We start from the raw sequence: 25,882 nt of genomic DNA on the forward strand, positions 1-25,882 counted from the left end.
CATGGTCCGAAATCGGACACTTGTGAGGTGTAGTGGGCATCGAGATCGAGGACAAGTTCGACGTCCCTCCGGAGTACGAGATCCCCGACCTCGGCGGTCTCGCAGACGTCGCCGGCCCGAAGAGCTACCAGCTGGTGGCTCTCTACTTCGACACCCCCGACCTGCGGCTGGCGGCGCGCGGTGTCACGCTGAGGCGAAGACGGGGCGGTGCCGATGCCGGCTGGCATCTGAAGCTGCCCAAGGCCAAGGGCGTACGCCAGGAGATCACCCATCCACTCACTCGCAGTACCAAGATCGTCCCCCCGGAGCTGGCCGAACTGGTGCGCGCCTACGCCCGGGGCGCCGAGCTGAAGGTGGTCGCCGAGCTGGAGACCCGCAGAAGCGTCACGATCCTCAAGGACGGCGAGACCGGGCTGGTCGAGATCGCCGACGACCGCGTCAAGGGCACCGTGTACGGCGACGAGCCCAAGATCGTACGCTGGCGCGAGGTCGAGGCCGAGCTGCTCGAAGGCGGCACCAGGCAACTGCTGGCCAAGGTCGGCAAGCGGCTCAGGAAGGCCGGCGCGAGCGCGTCCGAGTCCACCAGCAAGCTCGCGAAACTCCTCGAACCCGCTCCCCTCCCCACGGCCCCCACGAAACCGGGCAGCGCCGGTGAGGTCGTCGTCGGCTATCTGGAAGGCCAGGTCAAGGCCCTGCTCTCCCAGGACCCGCGCGTGCGCAGGGCCGAGGAGGACGCCGTCCACCAGATGCGCGTGGCCGCCAGGAGGCTGCGCAGCGCGCTCAAGGCGTTCAAGACCGTCGTGACGGAGACCGGCGAGGTGCAGGAGGAGCTGCGCTGGCTCGGCACCGTGCTCGGCGAGGCCCGCGACCTGGAGGTGATCAGGGCCAGGTTCGGCAAGGCGCTCGCCGGGCTGGCGCCGGAGCTGGTCACGGGCCCCATCCAGGCCCGGCTCGGCTCGGACCTGCGCAAACGCGAGGAAGAGGCGTACGAGCGGATCAAGGAGGCGCTCAGCGGCGACCGCTACTACGTGCTGCTGGACGCGCTCGACCGGCTCGTCGCCGCTCCGGCCCTGGGCAAGGCGGCCGCCAAGCCCGCGCAGACGGAACTGCGCAGCGTCGCCGCCGCCAACTGGAACCGGGTCACCAAGCGGTACGACGAGGCCCAGGCCATCGAGGACGAGGAGCGCCGCGAGATCGCCATGCACGACGTGCGCAAGGCGGCCAAGCGGGCCCGCTACACCGCCGAGGCGCTCCAGCCGAGCCTGGGCGCCGACCTGGGCAGGCTCGCCAAGCACGCCGAGAACGTCCAGGAGGTGCTGGGCACCTACCAGGACGGCGTGGTCGCGCAGGAGACGCTGGCCAAGGAGGCCGAGACCGCCCGGCAGGCGGGCGAGGACACCTTCACGTACGGGCTGCTGATCGGGATCGAGCGCAACGCGGCCGAGCGGGCACACGCCGAGTTCCCCCGAGTCTGGAAGGAGACCGTCAAAGCGGTTAGTAAGGTTCTATGAGGAGCCTTCCTACCATCCCCTTCGAACGCAGCAGTCTGCTCGAGGTGCCCGAGGCGTACCGGGAACTGCGGGCGGAGAAGGGCATCGCGAAGGTACGCACTCCGGCGGGCGACGAGGTCTGGCTGGTCAGCGGGTACGAGGACGCCCGCGCCCTGTTCAACGACGGCCGGCTGGGACGCTCACACCCGGACCCGGACAACGCGCCACGCCTGTCGGGCTCGCCGCTGCTCGGCGGGCCCCGCGGCGACGTGGCCACGGAGAAGGCCGAGCACGACCGCATGCGCAGGTTGTTCATGCCGGCCTTCTCCGCTCGCCGCATGAAGCGGCTCAGCGGGCACGTCGGCACGCTGGTGGACGAGCGGCTGGAGCACCTCGCCAAGCTCACGCCGCCGGCGGATCTGCACGCCGAGCTGTCCTTCCCGCTTCCCGTGCTGGTGATCTGCCAGCTCCTGGGCGTCCCGTTCGAGGACAGGGAGTACTTCAGCGGCCTGTCGTACCGGATGGGCGACATGCGCGACCGGGAGCGGGCGCAGGCCGCCATGGACGAGATGAGCGCGTACACGGCGGGCCTGATCGAGCGCAAGCGGCACGAGCCGGCCGAGGACGTCCTGTCGGACCTGGCGAAGGAGCTGGACGACGACGGGACGATCGCCGAGCTGGCCGGATCGTTGCTGTTCGCCGGGCACGAGACGACCGTCAACCGCATCGACTTCGGCGTGCTGCTCCTGCTCGCCAACCCTGGCCAGCTCGGCCTGCTCAGGGCCGATCCGGGGCTGGCGCAGGGGGCGGTCGAGGAGATCCTGCGCCTGGCCTCGCCCAGCCTGCACGGCCTGGCCAGGTACGCGCACGAGGACATCGAGATCGGCGGCCTGACGATCCGCAGGGGAGAGGCCGTCGTGATCACACCGGGGGCGGCCAACCGGGACGAGCGGATCTATCCGGATCCGGACGCGTTCGACCTGCGCCGCCCGCTGACCGACCCGCACCTGAGCTTCGGGTACGGCCCGCGCTTCTGCATCGGCGCCAGCCTGGCCAGGGTCGAGCTGGAGGCGGTCTTCAGCCGCCTGTTCCAGCGCCTGCCCACGCTGCGGCTGGCCGTGCCGGAGCGGGAGCTGCCCCGCACGGAGGGGAGGATCGCCGACGGGTACGCCGAGCTGCCCGTCACGTGGTGAGGTTCAGGTCGGGTAACGCTCGACGCTGACGACCCGCCCGCCGGCCCTGTGCAGCACCCCGAACGAGCCCTTGCGCAGGTGCACGTCCTTGCCGCTGAGGGCCTCGATCAGGCCGGGCAGCACCTTGCCGTGGCTGCACACGGCCGCGGGTGCGGAAAGGCTCCCGACCAGGGCGGGGGTCTTCTCCGGGTCCTGGCTCTCCTCGCTGAGCAGCGGCTCGGTCCTGATCTCCGCCCCCGTCCCGCCCGCGTACGGCTCCAGCGTCTGCACGCAGCGGGTGCTGGGGGAGCTCAGCAGCAGCTCGGGCCGGTAGGCGGGCAGCGCGGTGGCCAGGTTCGCCGCCTGGGAGAGCCCGTAGGTGTCGAGGGGCCGCGCGGCGTCGTCGCCCTGCCACTCGCTCCTGGAGCCGGCCGAGCCGTGCCGGACGAGGAGGAGGGGCACCGTGGCCAGCGGCGCGGCGCCCAGGGCCCGCAGCAGCCCGGCGTCCCACTCGTACGTCAGCAGCCGCCTGGCCTCCGCCACGGGCAGCCAGCGCAGCTCGTCCACCTCCTCGCCCGGCTCGAAGCCGTCGTCGGCGACGGCCCGCGCCACCCAGTAGTCGACCCGCTTGAGCCGGCCGGCGCTCATGTAGTGGACGGGCGGCAGCGCGCGGCCGAGCAGCACGGTCAGGCCGGTCTCCTCGCGGACCTCGCGGAGGCCGGCGGCGATCACGTGCTCCCCGGACTTCATCTTGCCCTTGGGGAGGGTCCAGTCGTCGTAGTTCGGGCGGTGGATGACGGCCACCTCGGGGCTGCTCTCGTCGCCCCTCCAGACCACGGCTCCGGCGGCGCGGAGCAGGTCAGTCATCAACGGTCCTCCATCGACGCGTACCGATGAGACGGCTCTGCATGTCCTCGCCGAGATGGCGGACCCAGGTGCCGTCGGAGTTCAGCCACCACGTGGTGGTGGTGTCGGCCATGGCCTGGTCCATCAGGTCGATGAGGTAGGCCTTGTGCTGCTGGGAGGTCACCTTGACCAGGGCTTCGACGCGCCTGTCCAGATTCCTGCGCATCAGGTCGGCGCTGCCGATCCACACCTCTGGCCGCCTGCCCAGGCCGAACTCGTACACCCTGGAGTGTTCGAGGAAGCGGCCCAGCACCGAACGCACGCGGATGTTCTCCGACAGGTCGGGAATGCCCGGACGCAGGATGCAGATGCCGCGCACGCAGAGGTCCACCGGGACGCCCGCCCTGGACGCCCGGTAGAGCGCGTCGATGATCGGCTCGTCCACCAGGGAGTTCGTCTTGATCCTGATCCGGGCGGGCCGCCCGGCCTGCTGGTGGGCGATCTCCCGCTCGATCCTGGCCACCAGCCCGCTGCGCATCGAGTGCGGCGCGACCAGCAGCCGCCGGTAGGCGGAGTGGTGGGAGTAGCCGGTCAGGTGGATGAACAGGTCCGTCACGTCCTCGCCGACCAGCGGGTCGGCCGTGAGCAGGCCGAAGTCCTCGTACTGGCGGGCGGTCTTGGGGTTGTAGTTGCCGGTGCCGATGTGGCAGTAGCGGCGCAGCTCGCCGGAGGCCTCCTGGCGGACGACGAGGGCGAGCTTGCAGTGGGTCTTCAGCCCGACCACGCCGTAGACGACGTGGCAGCCGGCCCGCTCCAGCTTGCGGGCCCAGGAGATGTTGGCGTGCTCGTCGAAGCGGGCCTTGATCTCCACGACCACGACGACCTGCTTGCCCGCCTCCGCCGCGTCGATGAGGGCGTCCACGATGGGGGAGTCGCCGCTGGTCCGGTAGAGGGTCTGCTTGATCGCCAGCACGCGCGGGTCGTTGGCGGCCACCTCGATGAAGCGCTGCACGCTGGTGGCGAACGAGTCGTACGGGTGGTGCAGCAGCACGTCGCGCTCGCGCAGCGTCGAGAAGATGTCGTCCTCGGCGTTGATCACCTCGGCGGGCACGAACGGCCGGTAGCTCAGCTCGCCCCTGTCGAGGTCGGCGATGGCGTGCAGGCCGGTCAGGTCGAGCGGTCCGGGCAGCCGGTAGATCTCGTGCGGGGCCAGCTCCAGCTCCTCCACGAGCGGCGCCAGCACCTCGGGCGTGATGGTGTCCTCGACCTCCAGCCGTACGGGAGGGCCGAAGCGCCGCTTGAGCAGCTCCTTCTCCAGGGCCTGCATGAGGTTCTCCGTGACGTCCTCGTCCACGTCGAGATCCTCGTTCCTGGTCACGCGGAAGACGTGGTGCTGGAGGATCTCCATGCCCTTGAAGAGCTGCCCGAGATGGGCGGCGATGACGTCTTCGAGCGGTACGAACCGGTCCTTCGACGCCTGGACGAACCTGGGCAGCTGCGAAGGAACCTTGACCCGGGCGAACACGGTGTGATCGGTCGCCGGATTCCGCACCAGGACCGCCAGGTTCAGGCTGAGCCCGGAAATATACGGAAACGGGTGGGCGGGGTCCACGGCGAGCGGCGTCAGGACGGGCCTGATCCGCTCCCTGAACAGCTTGCGCAGCTCCGTGCGCTCCTCGCGGCCCAGATCGTCCCACCGGACGATCTCGATGCCCTCGGTCGCTAGCTGCGGGCAGATCTGCCGGTGGAAGGCCGCCGCGTGCCGCCTGGCCAGATCGTCCGCGATCGTGGCGATCCGCACCAGCTCCTCGCGCGGCTTGAGCCCGCTCTTGGTGCGCAGCAGCAGGCCCGTGGCCATGCGCCGCTTGAGCCCGGCGACCCGCACCCGGAAGAACTCGTCCAGGTTGCTGGCGAAGATGGCCAGGAAGCGCACCCGTTCGAGCAGTGGCAGCGAGGGATCCTCGGCCAGTTCGAGCACGCGCAGGTTGAACTGGAGCCAGCTCTCCTCGCGGTTGAGAAAGCGCTCCTGTGGCAGGGGCAGGTCATTGGCAGGCTCGAACGGTTCCGCGGACATATGGCGTATATTGCCCCGTTTGGTTGAACAGAACGTTAACGTAGCCGCAACGGCTCACCTGTGATGGTCAGCCCAGCTCAACCCAATCGTCACTCTCCGCGCCCATCCCGTTCAAGAGTCACTCGGGATGATCTACCTGTTCGAGACGGGCGGCGCGCTCGGCGAGCCTGGCCTCCCGCTGGCGGATCTTCTCCTCCCGCTCGCGGGCCTTCTCGGCCTCCTTCAGTAGCCGCTCGCGCTCCTTCAGCTCGCGTACGCGGGCCTTCTCGGCCTCCTTGAGCTCCCGCTGGCGGACCTTCTCCGCCTCCTTGAGCTCCTTCTCGCGGGCCTTCTCCAGCTCGCGCAGCTCCTTCTCGCTGGTCTGGCGCGGCTGCGGCGGCTTGGCGGCGTTCGTCACGGCCCGGCTGGTGGCGGTGATCGTCGGATTGGGGTTGAGCCCGGTCAGGCCGTTCCAGGCCAGGTTGACCAGGTGGGCGGCGACCTCCTCGCGGCCCGGCTTGCGCACGTCGAGCCACCACTGGCCGGTCAGGGCGACCATGCCGACCAGCATCTGGGCGTACATCGGGGCCAGCTTGGGGTCGTAGCCGCGGGCCGCGAACTCGTCGGCCAGCACGTCCTCGACCTGACTGGCGATCTCGCTGATCAGGCTCGCGAACGTGCCGGTGCCGGAGGCGGCGTGGGAATCGCGCACGAGGATGCGGAAGCCCTCGCTGCTCTCCTCGATGTAGCGGAGCAGGGCCAGCGCGGCCCGCTCCAGCTTGATGAGGGAATGGGAGGCGGCCAGGGCCTCGGTGATCATGCCGAGCAGCTTCTGCATCTCGCGGTCGACGACGACCGCGTAGACGCCTTCCTTGCCGCCGAAATGCTCGTACACCACGGGTTTCGACACCTGTGCGGTCGCTGCGATCTCTTCGATAGAGGTCCCGTCGAACCCCTTCTCCGCGAAGAGGGTGCGGCTGATCTGGATCAGCTGCTCTCTTCGCTCGCTACCGGACATGCGCCTGCGAGATCGGGGTTCGGTCACGGTTTCCATAATGACGGTCATGCCCGCATGACCGCTCACCGCCTGTTTGGCGCTAGGCAATGCGCTTCGCCGCCAGCCGCTCAGGCGTCGGCCAGCGCACGTCGTACACCCATCCCAGCTTCTCGAAGATCCGGATCAGGCCGGCGCTCAGGTCGATCTGGCCCTTGAGCGCGCCGTGCCTGGCGCAGGTCGGGTCGGAGTGGTGCAGGTTGTGCCACGACTCGCCGAAGGACGGGATGGCCAGCCACCACACGTTGCGGGACTTGTCGCGGACCTGGAAGTCCTCCTCGCCGAAGACGTGGCAGATCGAGTTGATCGACCAGGTCACGTGGTGCAGCAGGCCGATGCGTACCAGCGAGCCCCAGAACAGCGCGGTCAGGCCGCCCTGCCAGGACCAGGTGAACAGCATGCCCAGCACGCCCGGCAGCAGGATCGAGGTGAGGGCGATCGGGCCGAACCACTTGTGCAGCTTCAGCACGTCCTGGTCCTTGCACAGGTCGGGAGCGTACTTCTCCCTGTTGGTGCGCTCGCTCTCGAACAGCCAGCCCATGTGGGCGTAGAGCAGGCCCTTGGCCATGTTCTTGAACCCGGGGCCGAAGCGCCACGGCGAGTGCGGGTCGCCCTCCTTGTCGGAGAACTTGTGGTGCTTGCGGTGCGTGGCGACCCAGTCCAGCACGGACATCTCCAGGGACAGGCTGCCCGCGATGCCCATGGCGATCTTCAGCGGCCGCTTGGCCTTGAAGGAGCCGTGCGTGAAGTAGCGGTGCAGGCCGACGGTGACGCCCAGGCCGGAGACCACGTAGAAGACGAAGGCGATGGCGATGTCCGTCCAGCCGAGTCCCCATCCCCACGCGAACGGCACGGCGGCCGCGATCGCGACCAGGGGCAGTCCGACGACCAGGCCGAAGGTGAACAGCTCGGACTTCGACTTCGGTTCGGCTTCGAAATCGGGCTTGGGGGCAGGTGCAGAGCGCTCGGCGACAACGGTCATCGGCGACCTCCAAGGGCATGTATGAGATTGAATGTCCGGGCTACGCAACCGTAACCTACGCCAGCGTAAGTAAGGAAGACCTAAGGCTGGAATGGCCAGAAGGTGATGCGTGCCGGCTCAAGGTGAGTGGGATTCGTGTCTTGTGTCTTTTCGGCCGGTCTGTTACCCACGCGCGGGCGGGACATGCGCAAGGGCCAATATCGGGCGCGCGTGCGGGTGCGGGGTCGGTATCGTAGGGGGGTGTCGGACATCACGTGTCCGATCTGTCCCGGATCGTCTAATCGGCAGGACAAGTGGTTTTGGTCCACTTTGTAGGGGTTCGAGTCCTCTTCCGGGAGCCTTGATGACCTCCCCCAGAGAATGTTCTGGGGGAGGCCAGGTATCCTCACGGTGTCGGGAGGGTAGCGGTGCGGTTGACGTACCGAACGCCCTGAGTAGTTGACGTACCGAAGCCCGATCCGTCCAGTCACAGGGAGCCTCAGCCCGTGAGTGTGCCGCGCCCGGCAGCCGTGATCGTCCTCGCCGCCGGCGAGGGCACCCGGATGAAGAGCCAGACCCCGAAAGTCCTGCATGAGGTGTGCGGCCGCGCGCTGGTCGACCACATGCTCGCCGCCGCCCGCGACCTCGGTCCCGAGCAGCTCATCGTCGTCATCGGCCACGCGCTGGAGCGGGTCGGCGGCCACCTGGCCGCCACCAGCCCCGACGCCCGCGCCGTCGTGCAGCGGGAGCAGCGCGGCACCGGCCACGCCGTGCGGACGGTGATCGAAGAGGTCGGCACGATCTCCGGCACCGTCCTCGTCACCTACGGCGACGTGCCTCTCCTGCGCACCCAGACCCTCACCGACCTGCTCGAACGGCACGCCGCCGAGGGCAACGCGGTCACCGTGCTGACGGCCGAGGTGCCCGACCCGACCGGTTACGGCCGGATCATCCGCGACGAGGCCGGCGCCGTGCTGGAGATCGTCGAGGAGAAGGACGCCAGCCCGGAGCAGCGCGCCATCAGGGAGATGAACTCCGGCATCTACGCCTTCGACGGCCTGCTCCTGGCCGACGCCGTCAAGCGTGTGTCCACCGACAACGCCCAGGGCGAGGAGTACCTCACCGACGTCCTGTCCATCCTGCGCCGCGACGGCCACCGGGTGGGCGCCTGCGTCGCCGGCGACTTCGTCGAGGTCGAGGGCGTCAACGACCGCGTGCAGCTCGCCGCCGCCCGCAAGGTGCTCAACCAGCGCCTGCTGGAGCGGCACATGCGCGCCGGCGTCACGATCGTCGACCCCGGCAGCACCTGGATCGACGTCGGCGTGCGCATCGGCCCCGACGCCGTCGTCCACCCCGGCACCCAGCTCCACGGCGCCACCGTCATCGAGTCCGGCGCCGAGGTCGGCCCCGCCACCACGCTGACCGACACCCTCGTCGGCGAGGGCGCGGTGGTCCGCAACACCGTCGCCGACCACGCCGAGATCGGCCCCGAGGCCAGCGTCGGGCCGTACGCCTACTTGCGCCCCGGCACCGTGCTCGGCCGCAGGTCCAAGGCCGGCACGTTCGTCGAGATGAAGAACACCAAGGTCGGCGAGCGCTCCAAGGTGCCGCACCTGACCTACGCCGGTGACGCCACCATCGGCGAGGACGTGAACATCGGCGCCTCCACCGTCTTCGTCAACTACGACGGGGTCAACAAGCACCACACCACCGTGCGCGACGGCGCGTTCATCGGGTGCGACACCATGCTGGTCGCTCCCCTGACGGTTAACGAAGGCGCCTACACGGCGGCGGGTTCGACCATCACCAACGACGTTCCGCCGGGCGCGATGGGTGTGGCACGTGCGCGACAGCGCAACATCGAGAAATGGGTCTTGCGCAGGCGCGCGGGCACGAAGTCGGCCGCGCACGCACAACGGGCGCTGGCCGAGCAAGAGCAGGAGAATCAGCAGTGACCAGCATCAAGCAGCCCGGAGAGAAGAACCTCATGCTCTTCTCCGGGCGGGCCCACCCGGAGCTGGCCGCGGAGGTCGCAGAGCACGTCGGCGTCTCCCTCACCCCCACCAAACTCATCGACTTCGCCAACGGTGAGATCTACGCCCGCTATCTGGAGTCCGTACGCGGCTGCGACGCCTTCGTCATCCAGAGCCACACCGGGCCCATCAACAAGTGGATCATGGAACAGCTCATCATGGTCGACGCGCTCAAGCGGGCCTCCGCCAAGCGCATCACCGTGGTCATGCCGTTCTACGGCTACGCCCGGCAGGACAAGAAGGGCCGAGGCCGCGAGCCCATCACGGCCAGGCTCATCGCCGACATGTTCAAGACCGCGGGTGCCGACCGGCTGATGTCGATCGACCTGCACACCTCCCAGATCCAGGGCTTCTTCGACGGCCCGGTGGACCACCTGTTCGCCATGCCGGTCCTGGAGAGCTACCTCAAGAACAAGCTCGACCTGGAGAACACCACCGTCGTCTCGCCCGACACCGGCCGCGTGCGGCTGTCGGAGCGCTGGGCCGACACGCTCGGCACGCCGCTGGCGTTCATCCACAAGCGCCGCGACCTCGACGTGGCCAACTCGGTGAAGGTCAGCGAGGTCGTGGGCAAGGTGCGGGGCCGTACCTGCGTGCTGATCGACGACATGATCGACACCGCGGGGACGATCTGCAAGGCCTCCGACGCCCTCTACGAGCAGGGCGCCACCAACGTCATCGTGGCCGCCACCCACGCGGTCTTCTCCGACCCGGCCGTCGATCGCCTCAAGAACTCCCGGATCTCCGAGGTCATCGTCACCAACACGCTGCCGCTGTCGCAGGCGTCCCGGTTCGACAAGCTCACCGTGCTGTCGATCGCGCCGCTCATCGCCCGCGCCATCACGGAGATCTTCCAGGACGGCTCCGTCACGAGCCTGTTCGAGGGCGACACGTAAGCCAGTAAGCTAAGAGGGTTGCGCTCGTAACGCCTTCCGCTAGGGCGGGTGAGGGTGAGCGCCGAAGACCATCCGACTACTGCATCCCTAGGAGATGTCGTGTCCGAAGTACGTATCGCCGCCGAGCCGCGCACCACGTTCGGCAAGGGCGCCGCTCGCAAGATCCGCCGCGCCGACAAGGTGCCCGCCGTCCTCTACGGGCACGGCATCGACCCCAAGCACCTGACCCTGCCGGGCCACGAGGTGCTGCTCGCCCTGCGCACCCCCAACGTGCTGATCCACCTCAAGGGTGAGGGCGTCGACGAGCTCGCCCTGCCCAAGGGCGTGCAGCGCGACCCGATCAAGGGCTTCGTCGAGCACGTCGACCTGCTCCTGGTCAAGCGCGGCGAGAAGGTCACCGTCGAGATCCCGGTCACCACGGTCGGCGACGTCAACTCCGAGGGCCTGCTCGACCAGCAGCTCGTCTCCGTCGCCGTGGAGGCCGAGGCCACCCACATCCCGACGGGTGTCGAGGTCGATGTCGAGGGCCTGGAGATCGGCACGGTCGTCACCGCCGCCGACCTCAAGCTCCCGAAGGGCGCCACCCTGGTCGCCGACGCCGAGACCGTCATCCTCCAGGTCATCAACAAGCCGGTCGAGGCCCCCGCCGAGGAGGCCGAGGAGGCTGCCGAGGGCGAGACCGCCGAGGCCGCCGAGGGCGAGACCGCGGAGGCTCCCGCCGCCGAGTAGGCGACGGGTTCACTCGTGAACGGGGCGGCCGGACTCGAGCCGTCCCGTTCCGCATATGAGGGGCCGCAGCTGAGGGGCCGCAGGTGAGGGGTAGGGCATGGATCGCTGGCTGATCGCCGGACTGGGCAACCCGGGGGCCGAATACGCGGGCAACCGGCACAACGCGGGCTTCATGGTGCTCGACGAGCTGGCAGCCAGGGCGAGCGGGCGGTTCAAGGCGCACAAGAGCAGGGCCGAGGTGTGCGAGACCAGCACCGCCATCCTGGCCAAGCCCCTGACGTACATGAACCTCTCCGGCGGGCCCGTCAAGGCGCTCTCCGACTTCTACAAGATCGGCCCGGAGCGGCTGATCGTCGTCCACGACGAGCTGGACGTGCCGTACGGCGCGCTGCGCGCCAAGCTGGGCGGCGGCGACAACGGCCACAACGGGCTCAAGTCCATCACCAAGGTCCTCGGCACCCGTGACTACCTGCGGGTCCGCTTCGGCATCGGGCGCCCGCCCGGCCGCATGGACCCGGCCTCCTTCGTGCTGCGCGACTTCGCCACCATGGAGCGCAAGGACCTGCCCTTCCTCGTGGACCGGGCGGCCGACGTCGTGGAGTCGCTGATGGCCCGCGGCCTGGAGGCCACCCAGAACGAGTTCCACCGGGCTGATCTGCACATTTCCGGCCCTCCTCGCTGATCCCCGCATAGGGTCGTTCGCCAGTCGGCCGGTTCCCGCGCGGCTACTATCTGTGACTGTCCGTTCAGGGAGATCGTTCGTCACACAACACCTCCTGGAGGCTAGGCGTGCGCGGCCACGAGCTCTTGACCGTCGTCTGGTCGGGTCAAGGGGTCACTTGGGGAAGCAGGCCGCGCACGCCCTCCTGGGTCCACTCCTACCGGCTCAGGGCCGTGCTGGGCGATCTGTGCGGGGCCTGGCTGGGGGCCGGGGCGGCGTTCACGGTCAGGTTCGGCGGGCTCACCCCGTACGTGCTGCCGTACCTGCTGGTCAGCCTGGCGTTGCCGCTGGTGTGGTGCTGCGCGGTGGCGCTCAGCCGCGCCTACGAGCCGCGCATGCTCGGCGTCGGCTCCGAGGAGTTCCGCCGGGTCGTCCAGGCCGGGGTGGCGCTGACGGCGGGCACGGCCATCGGCTCCTACGTCACCAAGACCGACGTCGCGCGCGGCTATGTCGTGCTGGCCCTGCCCCTGGTCACGCTGCTCACGCTGGTCTTCAGGCACGCCCTGCGCCGCTCGCTGTACCGCCGCAGGGCCGCGGGGGCGTGCATGCGCAGGGTCGTCGCCGTCGGCCACGCCGCCTCGATCGCCGAGCTGGTCCGCCTGTTCCGCAGGGAACGCCACCACGGCATGGACGTCGTGGCCGCCTGCCTGCCCGGCGGTCATGCCGGGAAGCGGCTGGACGAGGTGCCCGTCGCGGGCGACCTCAGCGACGTGCCCCTCGCGGTGGAGCACTTCGACGCCGACACGGTGGCCGTGCTGGCCTGCCCCGAGATGGACGGCCAGGCGCTGCGCCGGCTGGCCTGGCGGCTGGAGCGCAGCCACACCGAGCTCGTCGTGGCCCCCGCGCTGATGGACGTGGCCGGCCCGCGCACCACGATCAGGCCGGTGGCGGGGATGCCGCTGCTGCACGTCGAGCACCCCGAGCTGGCCGGCGTCAGGCAGCTCGTCAAGAACGTCTTCGACCGGCTGGTGGCCGCCGCCCTGCTGGTTGTGCTGTCGCCGCTGCTGGCGGGGCTGGCCATCGCGGTGCGGGCGACCAGCCCGGGGCCCGCGCTGTTCCGCCAGACCAGGGTGGGCAGGGACGGGCGGCTGTTCACGATCCTGAAGTTCCGTACCATGCGGCGCGGCTCGGAGGAGCAGAAGATCACCCTGGTGAGCGACAGGGAGGGCGTGCTGTTCAAGATCCGCAACGATCCGCGGGTCACGCCGCTCGGCGTGCTGATGCGCAGGCACTCGCTGGACGAGCTGCCGCAGCTGCTCAACGTCGTACGTGGCCACATGTCGCTCGTCGGCCCCCGGCCGCCGCTGCCGGACGAGGTGGCACGCTACGGTGACGATGTGCGCAGACGACTCCTCGTACGCCCTGGGCTGACCGGGCTGTGGCAGGTCAGTGGCAGATCTGACCTATCGTGGGAGGAATCCGTGCGTCTCGACCTGCGTTACGTGGAGAACTGGTCCCTCACCCTGGACCTCCAGATCCTGTGGAAGACTTGGTCGGCCGTCGCCCGCGGGCAAGGAGCATATTGATGACGATTCGCGACGACCACGCCCTCGCCGCCGACCTGGCGACCGAGGCGGGCGAGAGGCTGTTGCGGGTCCGCGAGCGGGTGGGGTTCGCCGACTCCGCCGCGCTGCGGGCCGAAGGCGACAGGTCCTCTCACGTCTACCTCATGGAGTCGCTGGCCCGGTTGCGGCCCAGCGACAGCGTGCTGTCGGAGGAGGCCACCCGCGAGGAGCGCCTCGACCCCAGGAGGCTGACGGCCGAACGGGTCTGGATCGTGGATCCGCTCGACGGCACCAGGGAGTTCTCCGAGGAGGGCAGGGCCGACTGGGCCGTGCACGTGGCGCTGTGGGAGCGGGGGAAGCTGGCCGCCGGGGCCGTGGCGCTGCCCGCGCAGGGGCGCACGCTGACGACCGCCGAGCCGCCCAAGCTGCCGTCCTTCGACAAGGGGCGCTTCCGCATCGCGGTGAGCCGTACGCGGCCGCCCGAGTTCGTGCAGAAGCTGGCCTACCTCGTGGGGGCCGACCTCGTGCCGATCGGCTCGGCCGGGGCCAAGATCTCCGCGGTGCTCACCGGCGAGGTGGAGGCGTACGTGCACGCCGGAGGCCAGTACGAGTGGGACTCCGCCGCGCCCGTGGCCGTCGCGCTGGCGGCGGGGGCGCACGCGAGCCGCATCGACGGCTCGGAGGCCACCTACAACCAAGCCGACCCCTCACTACCAGATATTCTGGTTTCCCTACCGGAGCTGGCGGCATCCCTGCTCGCCGGAATCCGGGACCTGCACCGCTGAACCCGCCGGAGGGAGCTCCATGCTGCAGCGCGACTACACGACGTCGCAGCTCGACGTGCTCGAAGCAGAGGCCATTCACATCATGCGAGAAGTGGCGGCCGAGTTCGAGCGTCCCTGTCTGCTCTTCTCCGGAGGCAAGGACTCGATCGTCATGCTCCGCATCGCGGAGAAGGCGTTCTGGCCCGCCGCGATCCCGTTCCCGCTCATGCACGTGGACACGGGCCACAACTTCGACGAGGTCATCGAGTTCCGCGACCGCCGCTCCGCCGAGCTGGGCGCGCGGCTGATCGTCGCCAGCGTGCAGGACTCCATCGACCAGGGCCGCGTGGTGGAGGAGACCGGCCGGCGCGCCTCGCGCAACCGCCTGCAGACCACCACGCTGCTCGACGCGATCGAGGAACACGAGTTCGACGCCGTCTTCGGCGGCGCCAGGCGCGACGAGGAGAAGGCCCGCGCCAAGGAGCGGGTGTTCTCCTTCCGCGACGACTTCGGGCAGTGGGACCCGAAGAACCAGCGCCCCGAGCTGTGGAGCCTGTACAACTCGCGCATCCGCAAGGGTGAGCACATCCGCGTCTTCCCGCTGTCCAACTGGACCGAGCTCGACGTCTGGGACTACATCAGGCGCGAGGGCATCGAGATCCCCTCCATCTACTTCGCCCACACCCGCAAGGTCTTCGAGCGCGACGGCATGCTGCTGCCCGACGCCGACGTCGTCCAGCGCGGCGAGGACGAGCCGCTGTTCGAGTCCGTGGTGCGCTACCGCACCGTGGGCGACATGACCTGCACCGGCGCCGTGCAGTCCACGGCCGCCACGGTCGAGGAGATCATCGAGGAGATCGCGGCCACCCGGATCACCGAGCGCGGGGCCACCAGGGCCGACGACCGCTCCTCCGAGGCCGCGATGGAAGACCGGAAGCGAGAGGGCTACTTCTAACGATGGACATTCTGCGCTTTGCCACGGCGGGAAGCGTCGACGACGGCAAGTCCACCCTCATCGGACGGTTGCTCTTCGACTCCAAGGCGATCTTCGAGGACCAGCTCGAGGCCGTCGAGCGCACCTCCCGCGACCGCGGCACCGAGTACACCGACCTGTCGCTGCTGACCGACGGCCTGCGGGCCGAGCGGGAGCAGGGCATCACGATCGACGTGGCGTACCGCTACTTCGCGACCCCGCGCCGCAAGTTCATCATCGCCGACACGCCCGGGCACATCCAGTACACGCGCAACATGGTCACCGGCGCCTCCACGGCCGACCTGGCGATCGTGCTCATCGACGCCCGCAAGGGGGTGCTGGAGCAGTCGCGGCGGCACGCGTTCCTGACCTCGCTGCTGCGCGTCCCGCACCTGGTGCTCGCCGTCAACAAGATGGACCTGGTCGACTACTCGCAGGAGCGCTTCGAGGAGATCAAGGACGAGTTCACGGCGTTCGCTTCCAAGCTGAACATCGCCGACCTCACCTTCATCCCGATCTCCGCGCTCAACGGCGACAACGTGGTCTCCCGCTCCGAGAACATGCCGTGGTACCTCGGCACGTCCCTCCTGCACCACCTGGAGAACGTGCACATCGCCTCCGACCGCAACCTGACCGACGTGCGCTTCCCCGTGCAGTACGTCATCCGCCCGCAGCGGGCCACCGACCCGGCCTTCCACGACTACCGCGGCTACGCGGGGCAGGTGGCCGGCGGCGTGCTCAAGCCCGGTGACGAGGTCGTGCACCTGCCGTCGGGCCTGACCACGCGCATCGCCTCGATCGACACCTTCGACGGGCCGGTCGAGGAGGCGTTCCCGCCCATGTCGGTGACGCTGCGGTTCGAGGACGACCTGGACGTCTCGCGCGGCGACATGATCGCCCGCCCGAACAACCAGCCGCAGGCGGCGCAGGAGCTGGAGGCGATGGTCTGCTGGATGGCCGACGGCGTCAAGCTCGGGCCGCGCTCCAAGCTGACGATCAAGCACACCACCCGTACGGCCCGCGCGCTCGTCCGCGACCTGCACTACCGGCTCGACGTCAACACCCTGCACCGGGACGAGGAGGCGACCTCCCTCGGCCTGAACGAGATCGGCAGGGTGTCGCTGCGCGTCACGCAGCCGCTGTTCGTGGACGACTACGCCCGTAACCGCGCCACCGGCGGCTTCATCCTCGTGGACGAGTCCACGAACGCCACTGTCGGCGCCGGCATGGTCATCGACGCAAGGTAGATCTTTTAGCGTTCAGTTACCGATCGTTTACTCTCCGCAGTAGGGTCGTCGCGTTCCGTTGTCGTGACGGGAAGGCCCTCCTCCGTGACTGATCGCGCGCCCGCCCAGGTGATCTACCTGGGCGGCCTCGGCCGAAGCGGCACCACGCTGCTCGAGAGGCTCCTCGGCGAGCTTCCCGGGGTGGTCCCGCTGGGCGAGGTGGTGCATCTGTGGGACCGGGGGGTTCTCGCGGAGGAGCTCTGCGGGTGCGGTTCGGCGTTCCCCGCCTGTCCGTTCTGGGTGGCGGTCGGGGAGCGGGCGTTCGGCGGCTGGCGATCGGAACACGCCGAGCGCATGGTCCTGTTGCGTGGCAGGATCGACCGCACCCGCAGGATCGCGCGGATCGCGCATCCCGATCTGGCCGAGTACGCGCGGGCGTACCGGCTGCTGTACGACGCGACCGGGGCACGGGTCGTGATCGACTCCAGCAAGCACGCGTCGCTGGCCTGCTGCCTGCTGGCGAGCGGCGTGGACGTACGCGTCGTGCACGTCGTCAGGGACCCGCGCGCCGTCGCGCACTCCTGGGGCAGGACGGTGCGCAGGCCCGAGGACGGGCGGCCGATGACCCGGTGGGGCCCGGCCCGCACCGCGCTCCACTGGTCGGCCCAGAACACCGCGTTGGAGCTGCTGCCCGGGCGCGGCGCCCGGGTGACCCGGGTCCGTTACGAGGACCTGCTCGCCGCGCCCGGCGCCACCCTGACGGCGCTGGCGCTGCGGCTCGGGCTGCCGGAGCCGGAGCTGCCGTTCCTCCAGGGCCGCACGGCCTGGCTGGGGCCCTCGCACACCGCTTCGGGCAACCCCATGCGCTTCCACGTCGGGCGGGTCGAGCTGCGGCGCGACGACTCCTGGCGCAACGGCCTGCCCGACGCGGACCGGCGGGTCGTCAACGCCCTCACCTGGCCGCTCAGGGCCCGCTACGGCTACTGGGGGGTGGTGAGGTGAGCCCGTCGGTAGGCGTCGTCATCCCGACGCGCGGCGACCGGCCCGCGCTGCTCCGCCAGGCCGTGGACGCGGTGCTGCTGCAGGACTACCCGGGCGAGCTGCAGGTGGTCGTGGTGGCCGACGGCCGCTCGCCCGACGACGTGACCGGCGTTCCGCGTCCGGTGCGGATCCTGCGCAACACGCTCACGCCGGGGCTGCCCGGCGCGCGCAACACCGGCATCGCCGCCTGCGCCACCGACCTGATCGCCTTCTGCGACGACGACGACGTGTGGCTGCCCGGCAAGCTCGCCGCGCAGGTGCGCGCGCTGGAGGAGGCGGGCGGCGAGTTCGCCAGCTGCGCGATCGAGGTGGAGCACGGCGGGCGCCGCGTGACCCGCCTCGCGGGCGCCTCCACCGTCAGCGCCGGCGACCTGGTGCGCTCGCGGATGATGATGGTGCACTCCTCGACGTTCCTGTTCGAGCGCGGGCTGTTCTGGCCCGACGAGAGCGCGCCCGGCGGGCAGAACGAGGACTGGGATCTGGCCCTGCGCGCCGCCAAGCGGCGGCCGCTTGTCCACGTCGACCGGCCGCTTGTGCTGGTGCGCTGGGCCGGGTCCCACTATGCGGTCCGCTGGACGGACCGCATAGCCGGGCTCGAGTGGATGCTCGCCCGGCACCCCGAGCTGGCCGTGGACCCGCGTGGTGCGGCGCGGGTCCGCGGTCAGCTCGCCTTCTGCCACGCGGCGCTGGGGCAGCGGCGCGCGGCCGTCCGCTGGGCGCTGCGGGCCCTCGCCGCCCGGCGCTGGGAGCCGCGTGTGCCGCTCGCGCTGGCGGTGGCGTCCGGGCTCGTCACCGCGCCCGGCGTGCTGTCCGTCCTGAACGCCCGGGGGCACGGCATTTGACCCTTCCTGGACGGCCCCAGGGTCTGTCATGGACGCCGCCATGCCCGCTGTTCGCCACGGGTGCACTGAGGGGAGTCGAGGAGCGTTGAGCGGGCCCGGGGCGGGTGAATGGGTGCGGGTGGGTGGTGGGCCCGCGCGGGTGCAGGTGGCCGGGGTCGGGGTGGACGCGCTGACCGAGGGCGAGGTGGTCCGGCGGGTCGCCGAGGCGCTGGAGGCCGGGAACGGCGGGCGGATCGTCACCCCGAACGTGGACATCTGCCGCGCCGCCGCCGCCGATCCCGCGCTCCGCGAGCTGGTGTGCTCCGCCGACCTGGTCGTCCCCGACGGCATGCCGCTGGTGTGGGCGGCGCGGCTGCTCGGCACCCCCGTGCCCGAGCGGGTGACGGGCGCCGACCTGATCTGGTCGCTCAGCGCGCTCGCGGCCCGGCGCGGCTGGCCGGTCTACCTGCTCGGCGGCGGCCCGCCCGAGGTGGCAGGCAGGGCCGCCGCCGAGCTCAGGAGCCGCAACCCCCGGCTCGACATCTGCGGGGTGCACGCGCCGCCGTACGCGTTCGACGCCACCCCCGAGGGGGCGGCCAGGGTGCGCGGGATGGTGGTGGCGGCCCGGCCGCGGCTGGTGTTCGTCGGGCTGGGGTTCCCGCGGCAGGACCGGCTGACCGCCCGGTTGCGGGAGGAGCTGCCGGGGGCGTGGTTCGTGGGGTGCGGGGCGGCCATCGCGTTCGCCGCGGGCACGGTCGCCAGGGCGCCCGCGTGGGCCGGGCGTGCCGGGCTGGAGTGGGCGTTCCGGCTGATGAGCGAGCCGGGGCGGCTGGCGGGCCGTTACCTGGTGGACGACCTGCCGTTCGCGGTACGGCTGCTCGGCGGGTGCCTGGCCACCCGGCTCAGGTTCCCGTCAGGGCGCGGACGCGGGCTGCCTCCTGCTCGCTGAGCCCCCGGGCGCCGTGCGCGATCGCCTGGCGCGAGTCCATCGGCCGGTACGCCGTGCGTGACAGGCCCGACCACGCGAAGCCCGTCCCCGGGCTGCCCGAGTGGTGGCAGCAGGCCCGTACGATCCGACGCTCGGCCGCCGGGGTCCAGCGCAGCGCCGCGTACGCGTACAGCCGCCGGAAGCCGGGCACCGGGTCGGCGGCCAGCGACTCGTACGAGGTGAGGAGGATCCCCGGCGTGCGGTCCAGCACCGACCTGGTCAGGCGCCACAGCGCGGCCGCCCTGGCCAGGTGGTCGCGCGACCCGGTGAGCGCCCGCAGCGCCGGCACCTCGGGGTGGTCCCTGACCAGCAGCGGCTGCTCCAGCAGCTCGTGGAAGTCCACCGTCCAGCCGAGCCGCCGCCAGCTCGCCACGAACGACACCGGGTCCCGTACCAGCGCGATCACCCGGCACCCCAGCCGCCGCGCGAACCAGCCGGCGCTCAGCACCGCGAACGGGTCGTCCAGCAGCGCCCGCCTGCCCGACAGGCGGCCGAGGGTGAAGGCGGTGCCGTAGCGGAGCAGGCGGGCCAGGTCGTACGGGGAGCGGTTCGCGCGCAGTTCGGCCAGCCAGTGGTAGCGCAGGCCCACGGTGTCGCGGAAGGCGGGCAGCCAGTCGGCGGTGTTGTCGTCGCAGATGTACTGGAACCGGTGGGTCACCCGCGCGTCGAGCACGCCGGGGCAGCGGCCGGGCGGGTGCTGGGGGTTGAGCGGCTCGTTGACGTAGACCAGCTCGCCTCCGGCGGCCAGCATCCTGCCCACCCAGCTCGTCCCGCTCCGCGGCAGCCCGGTGACCAGCACAGGACTCCCGCCTCTGCCTGTAGTCGGGGTGATGAGGCCGGCGCTCTCGTCGCCGGGGGGCGGGGTCATGCGGCCGCCGTCCGGCGCAGGGCCGGGAGGGTGTGGCGGCCGAAGGGGTGCAGGCCGTAGCGGCGGTGGAGCTGCCAGAGGGGCAGCAGGTTCTTGACGATCACGCCGCCCGCCCACCCGGCGACCGCCCCGAGCGCCCCGTGGGCGGGGATCAGGGCCAGGTCGAGCAGCACGGTGCAGCCGACGGCGGCCAGCAGGTTGGCCAGGCTGGTCCCGGTGTGCCCGGCGGCCGTCAGCACCACGTCCACCATCCCGCAGGCCGTCGCCACCATCATCGTCCCCGCCAGCACCAGCGCCACGGGCACCGCCACCCCGTACGCCGGCCCGAACAGCCGCAGCACCCACGGCGCGGCGGCCGCGTACGCCAGCCACACCGGCCAGGTCAGCAGCACCAGCCAGGCCGTCGCCGCCTGGTACAGCTCGCCGGCCCGCTCCCGTTCGCCGTCGGCCAGCGCCCTGACCAGCCCGGCCTGCACCGACTGCGCCAGCCCCTGGTTGGCGAGCTGCCCGACGACCTTGAACCGGGTGGCCGCCGTGTAGACGGCGGCCTGCGCGGGCCCGGCGAGCACGGCCACGATGACGATGTCCACCCGCTGGAACACCGCCTGGATGGCCCCCGCCGCCGACCGAGGCGCCGTGTAGCGCCACAGGTCCCGCCCCGTCCCCGGCAGGTACGGCGTCCGCGGCACCCGCCCCCGCAGCCCGGCCGCCGCCAGGACCAGGACCGGCAGGTACGGCACCCCCCACGCCACCGTCAGCCCCCACCCCGAGACCCCCGCCAGCGCCGCCCCGCCCACCAGCAGGACCTGGCCGACCGGCACGAGCACCCCGTCGAGCAGCACCGTGGGCCGCATGACCCCGAACCCGCGGGTGGCGGCCAGCAGCACGTCCGCCACCACCATGAACGGCAGCAGCGCGGCCAGCGGCCCGAGCCGGGGGTACAGCACCGCCGCCGCCCCCAGGGCCGCGAGCAGGCACGGCACGAGCGCCGCCCGGATATATCCGGAAATACCGAGGTAGCTGTAGGTCCTGGCGCGGGCGATGAAGTAGATCAGCCCGTTCCCGGCGTCCAGCTTCGCGATGCCGGACACCATGAGCGCCAGCGCGGTCGCGGTGAAGAACGCCCCCGCCTCGTCCGCCGGGTACGCCCTGGTCACCACCACCACGAGGATGAACTGCGCCACCGCCCCCAGCGCCGCCCCGCCGAGCCCGGCCAGCCCCCTGCGCCCGATCACCGCCGCCACGACGGCTCACCACCCAGCCAGCGCACCAGCCGCGCGTCGTACGCCTCGAAGTGGTCCCGCAACGCCCGCGCCAGCACCTGCGGCACCCGGCGCGGCAGCGCCCGCCCGTTGTGCCGCTCGAACACCGGATACCCCAGGTGCGGCACCCCGAGGAAGTCCAGCACCCGGTCGTAGACGGGCTCGGGCTCGGCGAAGAACCGGTGGCTGTCCAGCACGAGGACACGCTCGCGGCCGACCAGCGGCTCCAGCCGGTCGAGCTGGTCGGCGTAGCGGCCCCTGGCGAGGTAGGCGTGGTGGCGGTGCGAGTGGTGCAGCGCGAACGGCGACTCGCGCAGCAGCTCCTCGGCCCCGGCCAGGCGCGTGGCCTCCAGCTCCACCGCGTACTCGAAGTGCGACTCCGTCTCGAACCCCCTGGCCAGCTCGTGGGCGTGCGCGGAGACGGCCCGCTCCACCGGGTCGCGGACCAGCACGATCAGCTTGACTCCCGGCAGGTCGGCGGCGATGCGCTCGCCGGCCAGCGGATGGAACAGGTAGTAGGGGGAGGATTCGTAGGCCTGGGCGCGGGTGCCGTACCGGTGGTGGAGGAGTGCCGCGCTCACCCGGAGCGGGAAGTGCGCCTGGTACCAGGCCGGGCCGCGCGAGTAGGCGACGTCGAAGTAGTGCACGCCCTTGTGCAGGACGGGTTTGAGCAGGAGGGGGTGCTGGGCCAGCGCCCGGTACAGGGAGGTGGTGCCGCACCGCTGCGCCCCCGTGATCAGGAACGAGGGCAGCACGCGGGCCGCCGACGTGAACCGTCCCGTGGCCCGCGACAGCGACAGCACCGATCGCTTCATCGTCCTCAAGTCAGCAGCTCCTCGTGATCGACGGCCGGGTTGAGCCAGGACTCCGGCGGGCCGAGCGGCGCGTGACCGTCTTGGGCGTGCCGCCCGGCCAGTGCGATGAGGTAGCGCATCGCGGTCTGCCTGGCCGCCGGCGACGACACCCCGAGCGGCGCCAGCACCCGCGCGGCCCGCGCCACGCATGCCCGTGCCGCGAGCGGCGGCGGCATCCTGCGCAGCGCCCGCTGGAAGAAGTGGTGCACGGCGTCGAGGCCGTAGGGCACGCCGATCTCGTACCGCTCCCAGTCCCACACCAGCAGCCGCCCGTCGGGCGCGCGGCACAGGTTCCAGGGCGCGAGGTCGCCGTGCCAGGCCGGGCGGTCGCCGCCGGTGCCGGCGATCTCCCTGACCGCGTCCAGCAGCAGCGGGCCCGGCACGCGGCGGCGCCGCGCCGGCCCGGGCACCGGCAGCGGTGACAGCGCCAGCACCGACAGCCCCCGCCAGTCGCCGTGGTGCAGCACGCTCGGGGCGGCGACCGTGTCCAGGGACAGCCCGGCCAGCCGGCGCAGCGCCGCCGCCTCGGCGTCGATCAGCGCGCGGGCCCGCGCACTGTCGCCGATCTTCACGAACGCCAGCCGCCGCCCGCCCGAGTGCGCCTCCAGGATGGGCTTGCGGTTGGCCCGCAACGCCGGCCGCACGTGCAGGACGGTCTCCACCGGCCGGTGGAAGACCTCGCTGAGATGCGCCGCGATGGAGTCCTCGACCGGCACCACGACCTGGGATCCGAGGTGCCACCAGCGGCGCGGCGCCAGCCTGCGCGGCACGGCGGCGTGCGGCAGCAGCGTGTACGCGCGCGGCGCCCCCCGCCCCGGATACAGCAGCCGCACGGTCTCCGCGAGATACCCGAGCCGGATGGCGGAATCCCTCATGAGTTCCTCCACAGGAGGGCGAACGAGACGAGGTAGAGGGTCAGGGGCGTGACCAGGCCGTCGTAGATGAACATGTAGAGCAGCACCAGCCCCATCACGAGCACCCCGGCCAGCCCGACGGGGCTGCGGTCGCGCCAGTGGCGCCGGATCGCGCCCAGGAAGAACGCCACGTACAGCGCGGCCCCCGTGAACCCCTGCGTGATGATCAGCAGCCAGAGCTGCCCGTCGCTGCCCAGCGGCGGGTGCCCGCACGTGTCGCACCAGTCGGTCTTGCCCGTGGTGATCGTGCGGTGGTTGCCCGTGGCGTTGCGCGTGTTGCCGTACCCGATCACGGGGGAGTGCCCGGCGGCGGTGAGGGTGGCGCTGACGGTGAAGGCGCGGATGTCGTTGGAGTGCGGCCGGTCCAGCCGCTGCGCGAACAGGGAGGCCAGCGGGCTGAGCGCGAACGCCAGCGCCGCCGCCGCGAGCGCGCCGCACAGCGCCACCCTGGTGCGCCCGCCCACCCGGACGATCACGTACAGCACGGCCAGGCCGAGCCCGATCCACAGGCCGCGGTTGAGCGAGTACACGATCGGGATGGCGGCCAGGGCGAGCACCACGGCCACGAAGAGCCGGTGCCGCGTCCCGCCGTACACCCACCAGCCCACCACGAACCAGACCAGCAGCACCGACGCGTTGCTGCCCCAGGCGTTGGCCCACTCGTACGGCGCCTCGGGCCTGGGCGAGGCGAAGCCGAGCACCTTCTGCGTCTGGGCGGCCGTGGGGTGGATGAGGTTCCGCACGAACGAGTTCCCGCTGATCCAGTTCGGCAGCAGCAGCTCCACCGGCGAGGTGTACTCGAAGCCGGGCACGAAGACGCCGAGCAGCCCGCCCGCGACCGTGCTGACGAACAGGACGCCGAGCATGCGGACCAGGCGGAGCTGCGGCAGCTCCCGCTCGGTGAGGTTGCCCAGGTACAGGACGGTGATCAGGACGGAGGAGTAGAGCGCCAGCCGCATGCCGTAGCCGATGAGCCGGCCCGCCCCGAGCTCGCCGTACGTGCCGGGCGGCGACTCGCCCAGCATCAGCCCGCTCACCAGGTATCCGGCCAGCAGCAGCACCCACAGCCCGAACCCGCGGGGCACCCTGACCGGCCGCCGCCGCCACAGCAGCACCGCCATGGGCACGGCCAGCACGATCACCGACAGCCCGCCGAACCCCAGCGCCCACCAGACCGGGTAGCCGACCAGCAACGCGGCGATGGGCCATGCGGCCCCCTTCACGACTGCTTGCCGGGGCGTCTCGGGTGGTGGTGAAGCGCCTGCATGGGGGTGGTCTCGGCCGACACGCCCGGCTCCAGCTCGCCGGTCGCGACGAGCTTGCCGAGGGAGCTGTGCGGGCCGTGCGGGCCGTGAGAGCGCGGCTCCAGCAGCGGCACGAACGACGGCACCGCGTCGGTGGTCGTCACCACGCCGATCACCGGCACGTCGTGCCGCCCGAGCTGGCGTACGGTGGCCGCGACCTCCTCCGCGGAGACCAGGCCCAGGCCGACCAGCAGCACGGCGGCGTCCGCCCTGGCCAGGTCGCGTACGTCGGAGCCGTCGAGCACGACCAGCGGCGCGCTGACGGCCAGCGGCTCGGCCAGCGAGGAGGCGTACAGGTCGGCGGGCAGCGCCTTGATCAGCAGCCGCTTGCCGGGGCACGCGGAGACGACGGCGCAGGCCAGGTCGTGCAGCGCGCCGTGCTCGCGCGGGCTGGACAGGTCGCTGAGCAGGGGCAGGCCGGTGAGCCGTTCGACGTCGGCGGGGGTGCGCAGGCGCCGGTCGAGGCGGTCGCGCAGGTAGGCGGCGGCCGAGCCGATCAGCAGCCCGGCCATCAGCCCGGTGCCCAGGTGGAGGGGCAGGCTGGGGGAGCTGGGCGCCTCGGGCGGGGCGGCCTGGCTGATGACGGTGCCGGGGGTGATGGCGACCGTCCTGAGCGCGTCGTACTTCAGTGCCAGGCTGGCGGCCTGGCGGTTGAGCACGCCCTGTCGCTGGGTGGCGATCGCGTGTTCCGGGCCGCCCCTGGGCAGGCCGTCGAGCTGCTTGATCACCTGGTCCATGGCGGCGTTGACCTGCCTGAGCTTGCTGAGCACGGCCTCCTGCTGCTCGGCCATGGAGGTCAGCGCGCTCTCGCGGCGGTTGGCGAGGTACGCCTCGGCGTACGCGCCGGCCTGCGCGGCGGCGGTGGCGGCGTCGGCGGCCGTCACCGAGATCCACAACACCGCGGAGTTCGGTGGCACGGTGACCTCGACCGGCTCGGTCCTGTCGAGCCCGAGTGCTCTGGCGGCGCGCGCGGCGACCACGGCCGACTGCGCGACCTGGGCCTCGGTGTCGAGGTTGAGCGACTCGCGCTGGCGGCTGGTCACCTGGTTGGCCTGTTCCTGGGGGCCGACCGGCATGACGAGCACCTGCGTCGTGGCGGTGTAGGCGGGCGGGGTCAGGCGCAGCAGGGCCAGCCCGGCGGTGCCGCCGAACACGACGCAGCCCACGAGGAGCAGCCACCGCCTGCGCAGCAGCGAGAGGTGCTCGTCCAGGTCGGTGCCGGAGCTCATGTGCGCCCACTATAAGAGGGACGGTCAGCACCCCGGTTGAATACTCAAGATTTTCTCCGGTAAGGCCATAAACAAGCAATCCGATAAAGCGAAATATCGGGAAATTTGGAACGTCACCTCACCGCTACGAACTGGGGAGACTTCCACACTGGCTGAAGTTCCAGGAATGACATGGCAA

Annotated in this window: 23 protein-coding genes and 1 tRNA gene; 14 read left to right on the forward strand and 10 right to left on the reverse strand. The window is 71.2% G+C overall.

Going from position 1 to position 25,882, the window contains the following annotated elements:
- Positions 1-32: 32 nt before the first annotated feature.
- Together HD593_RS64210 and HD593_RS03820 are read left to right on the forward strand one after the other, a co-directional pair.
- Positions 33-1,511, forward strand: coding sequence for a CYTH and CHAD domain-containing protein (locus tag HD593_RS64210; protein WP_185100743.1), 1,479 nt, complete (start codon positions 33-35; stop codon positions 1,509-1,511).
- A complete protein-coding gene (locus HD593_RS03820) occupies positions 1,508-2,683 on the forward strand; it encodes a cytochrome P450 (protein ID WP_185100744.1) in 1,176 nt (391 codons plus the stop codon). The genes HD593_RS64210 and HD593_RS03820 overlap by 4 nt, the downstream gene beginning before the upstream one ends.
- Positions 2,684-2,686: 3 nt before the next feature.
- On the opposite strand, the gene HD593_RS03825 is transcribed toward HD593_RS03820, so the two are convergent.
- From HD593_RS03825 to HD593_RS03840, 4 genes are all read right to left on the reverse strand, one after another.
- Positions 2,687-3,529, reverse strand: a complete 843-nt coding sequence (locus HD593_RS03825; protein ID WP_246546243.1) for an NUDIX hydrolase — start codon at positions 3,527-3,529, stop codon at positions 2,687-2,689.
- Positions 3,522-5,582 carry an RNA degradosome polyphosphate kinase gene (locus HD593_RS03830; protein ID WP_185100745.1) on the reverse strand — a complete coding sequence of 687 codons (2,061 nt, stop codon included), beginning with the start codon at positions 5,580-5,582 and terminating at the stop codon, positions 3,522-3,524. Before HD593_RS03830 ends, HD593_RS03825 begins: the two co-directional genes overlap by 8 nt.
- A 118-nt stretch (positions 5,583-5,700) precedes the next feature.
- On the reverse strand, positions 5,701-6,615 hold the full coding sequence (locus HD593_RS03835) for a TetR/AcrR family transcriptional regulator (protein ID WP_379478773.1): 915 nt from the start codon (positions 6,613-6,615) through the stop codon (positions 5,701-5,703).
- A gap of 43 nt (positions 6,616-6,658) precedes the next feature.
- Positions 6,659-7,597, reverse strand: a complete 939-nt coding sequence (locus tag HD593_RS03840; RefSeq protein ID WP_185100746.1) for an acyl-CoA desaturase — start codon at positions 7,595-7,597, stop codon at positions 6,659-6,661.
- Positions 7,598-7,863: 266 nt separating this feature from the next.
- On the opposite strand from HD593_RS03840, the gene HD593_RS03845 reads away from it, so the two are divergent.
- From HD593_RS03845 to HD593_RS03900, 12 genes are all read left to right on the forward strand, one after another.
- A tRNA-Gln gene (locus tag HD593_RS03845) sits at positions 7,864-7,935 on the forward strand.
- Positions 7,936-8,082: 147 nt separating this feature from the next.
- On the forward strand, positions 8,083-9,531 hold the full coding sequence (glmU, locus tag HD593_RS03850) for a bifunctional UDP-N-acetylglucosamine diphosphorylase/glucosamine-1-phosphate N-acetyltransferase GlmU (protein WP_185100747.1): 1,449 nt from the start codon (positions 8,083-8,085) through the stop codon (positions 9,529-9,531).
- Positions 9,528-10,505, forward strand: coding sequence for a ribose-phosphate diphosphokinase (locus HD593_RS03855; protein WP_185100748.1), 978 nt, complete (start codon positions 9,528-9,530; stop codon positions 10,503-10,505). Before glmU ends, HD593_RS03855 begins: the two co-directional genes overlap by 4 nt.
- 99 nt (positions 10,506-10,604) lie before the next feature.
- On the forward strand, positions 10,605-11,234 hold the full coding sequence (locus HD593_RS03860; protein WP_185100749.1) for a 50S ribosomal protein L25/general stress protein Ctc: 630 nt from the start codon (positions 10,605-10,607) through the stop codon (positions 11,232-11,234).
- Between the two features lie 97 nt (positions 11,235-11,331).
- Entirely contained in the window at positions 11,332-11,916 is a 585-nt protein-coding gene (pth, locus tag HD593_RS03865) for an aminoacyl-tRNA hydrolase (protein ID WP_185100750.1), read from the forward strand.
- Positions 11,917-12,023: 107 nt separating this feature from the next.
- Positions 12,024-13,481 (forward strand): sugar transferase, encoded by a 1,458-nt coding sequence (locus HD593_RS03870; RefSeq protein WP_312903336.1) that lies wholly within the window; start codon positions 12,024-12,026, stop codon positions 13,479-13,481.
- Positions 13,481-14,245, forward strand: a complete 765-nt coding sequence (locus HD593_RS03875) for a 3'(2'),5'-bisphosphate nucleotidase CysQ (protein WP_185100751.1) — start codon at positions 13,481-13,483, stop codon at positions 14,243-14,245. Before HD593_RS03870 ends, HD593_RS03875 begins: the two co-directional genes overlap by 1 nt.
- 19 nt (positions 14,246-14,264) lie before the next feature.
- Complete coding sequence (gene cysD, locus HD593_RS03880; protein WP_185100752.1) at positions 14,265-15,179, forward strand: sulfate adenylyltransferase subunit CysD; 915 nt, start codon at positions 14,265-14,267, stop codon at positions 15,177-15,179.
- A gap of 2 nt (positions 15,180-15,181) precedes the next feature.
- Positions 15,182-16,444, forward strand: a complete 1,263-nt coding sequence (gene cysN / locus HD593_RS03885; protein WP_185100753.1) for a sulfate adenylyltransferase subunit CysN — start codon at positions 15,182-15,184, stop codon at positions 16,442-16,444.
- Between the two features lie 84 nt (positions 16,445-16,528).
- The gene (locus tag HD593_RS03890; protein ID WP_312903337.1) at positions 16,529-17,425 is read left to right on the forward strand and encodes a sulfotransferase; all 897 of its coding nucleotides are present in this window, start codon (positions 16,529-16,531) and stop codon (positions 17,423-17,425) included.
- Positions 17,422-18,306, forward strand: coding sequence for a glycosyltransferase family 2 protein (locus tag HD593_RS63220; protein ID WP_185100754.1), 885 nt, complete (start codon positions 17,422-17,424; stop codon positions 18,304-18,306). The genes HD593_RS03890 and HD593_RS63220 overlap by 4 nt, the downstream gene beginning before the upstream one ends.
- An 85-nt stretch (positions 18,307-18,391) precedes the next feature.
- Positions 18,392-19,234, forward strand: a complete 843-nt coding sequence (locus HD593_RS03900; protein ID WP_246546253.1) for a WecB/TagA/CpsF family glycosyltransferase — start codon at positions 18,392-18,394, stop codon at positions 19,232-19,234.
- Here HD593_RS03900 and HD593_RS03905 read toward each other — a convergent pair.
- The 6 genes from HD593_RS03905 to HD593_RS03930 are packed head-to-tail and all read right to left on the reverse strand — an operon-like array spanning position 19,188 to position 25,704.
- Positions 19,188-20,141, reverse strand: coding sequence for a sulfotransferase (locus HD593_RS03905; RefSeq protein ID WP_185100756.1), 954 nt, complete (start codon positions 20,139-20,141; stop codon positions 19,188-19,190). The two genes, HD593_RS03900 and HD593_RS03905, sit on opposite strands and share 47 nt — an antisense overlap.
- Positions 20,138-21,385: a lipopolysaccharide biosynthesis protein gene (locus tag HD593_RS03910; protein WP_185100757.1), complete on the reverse strand. Its 1,248-nt coding sequence runs from the start codon at positions 21,383-21,385 to the stop codon at positions 20,138-20,140. Before HD593_RS03910 ends, HD593_RS03905 begins: the two co-directional genes overlap by 4 nt.
- On the reverse strand, positions 21,373-22,218 hold the full coding sequence (locus HD593_RS03915) for a sulfotransferase family protein (protein WP_185111641.1): 846 nt from the start codon (positions 22,216-22,218) through the stop codon (positions 21,373-21,375). The genes HD593_RS03910 and HD593_RS03915 overlap by 13 nt, the downstream gene beginning before the upstream one ends.
- A 5-nt stretch (positions 22,219-22,223) precedes the next feature.
- Positions 22,224-23,132 (reverse strand): hypothetical protein, encoded by a 909-nt coding sequence (locus tag HD593_RS03920; protein ID WP_185100758.1) that lies wholly within the window; start codon positions 23,130-23,132, stop codon positions 22,224-22,226.
- A complete protein-coding gene (locus HD593_RS03925; RefSeq protein WP_185100759.1) occupies positions 23,129-24,394 on the reverse strand; it encodes a hypothetical protein in 1,266 nt (421 codons plus the stop codon). Before HD593_RS03925 ends, HD593_RS03920 begins: the two co-directional genes overlap by 4 nt.
- Positions 24,391-25,704, reverse strand: a complete 1,314-nt coding sequence (locus HD593_RS03930) for a Wzz/FepE/Etk N-terminal domain-containing protein (RefSeq protein ID WP_185100760.1) — start codon at positions 25,702-25,704, stop codon at positions 24,391-24,393. Before HD593_RS03930 ends, HD593_RS03925 begins: the two co-directional genes overlap by 4 nt.
- Positions 25,705-25,882: the final 178 nt, after the last annotated feature.

Source organism: Nonomuraea rubra (assembly GCF_014207985.1).
In the GTDB taxonomy this organism is placed as follows: Bacteria; Actinomycetota; Actinomycetes; order Streptosporangiales; family Streptosporangiaceae; genus Nonomuraea; species Nonomuraea rubra.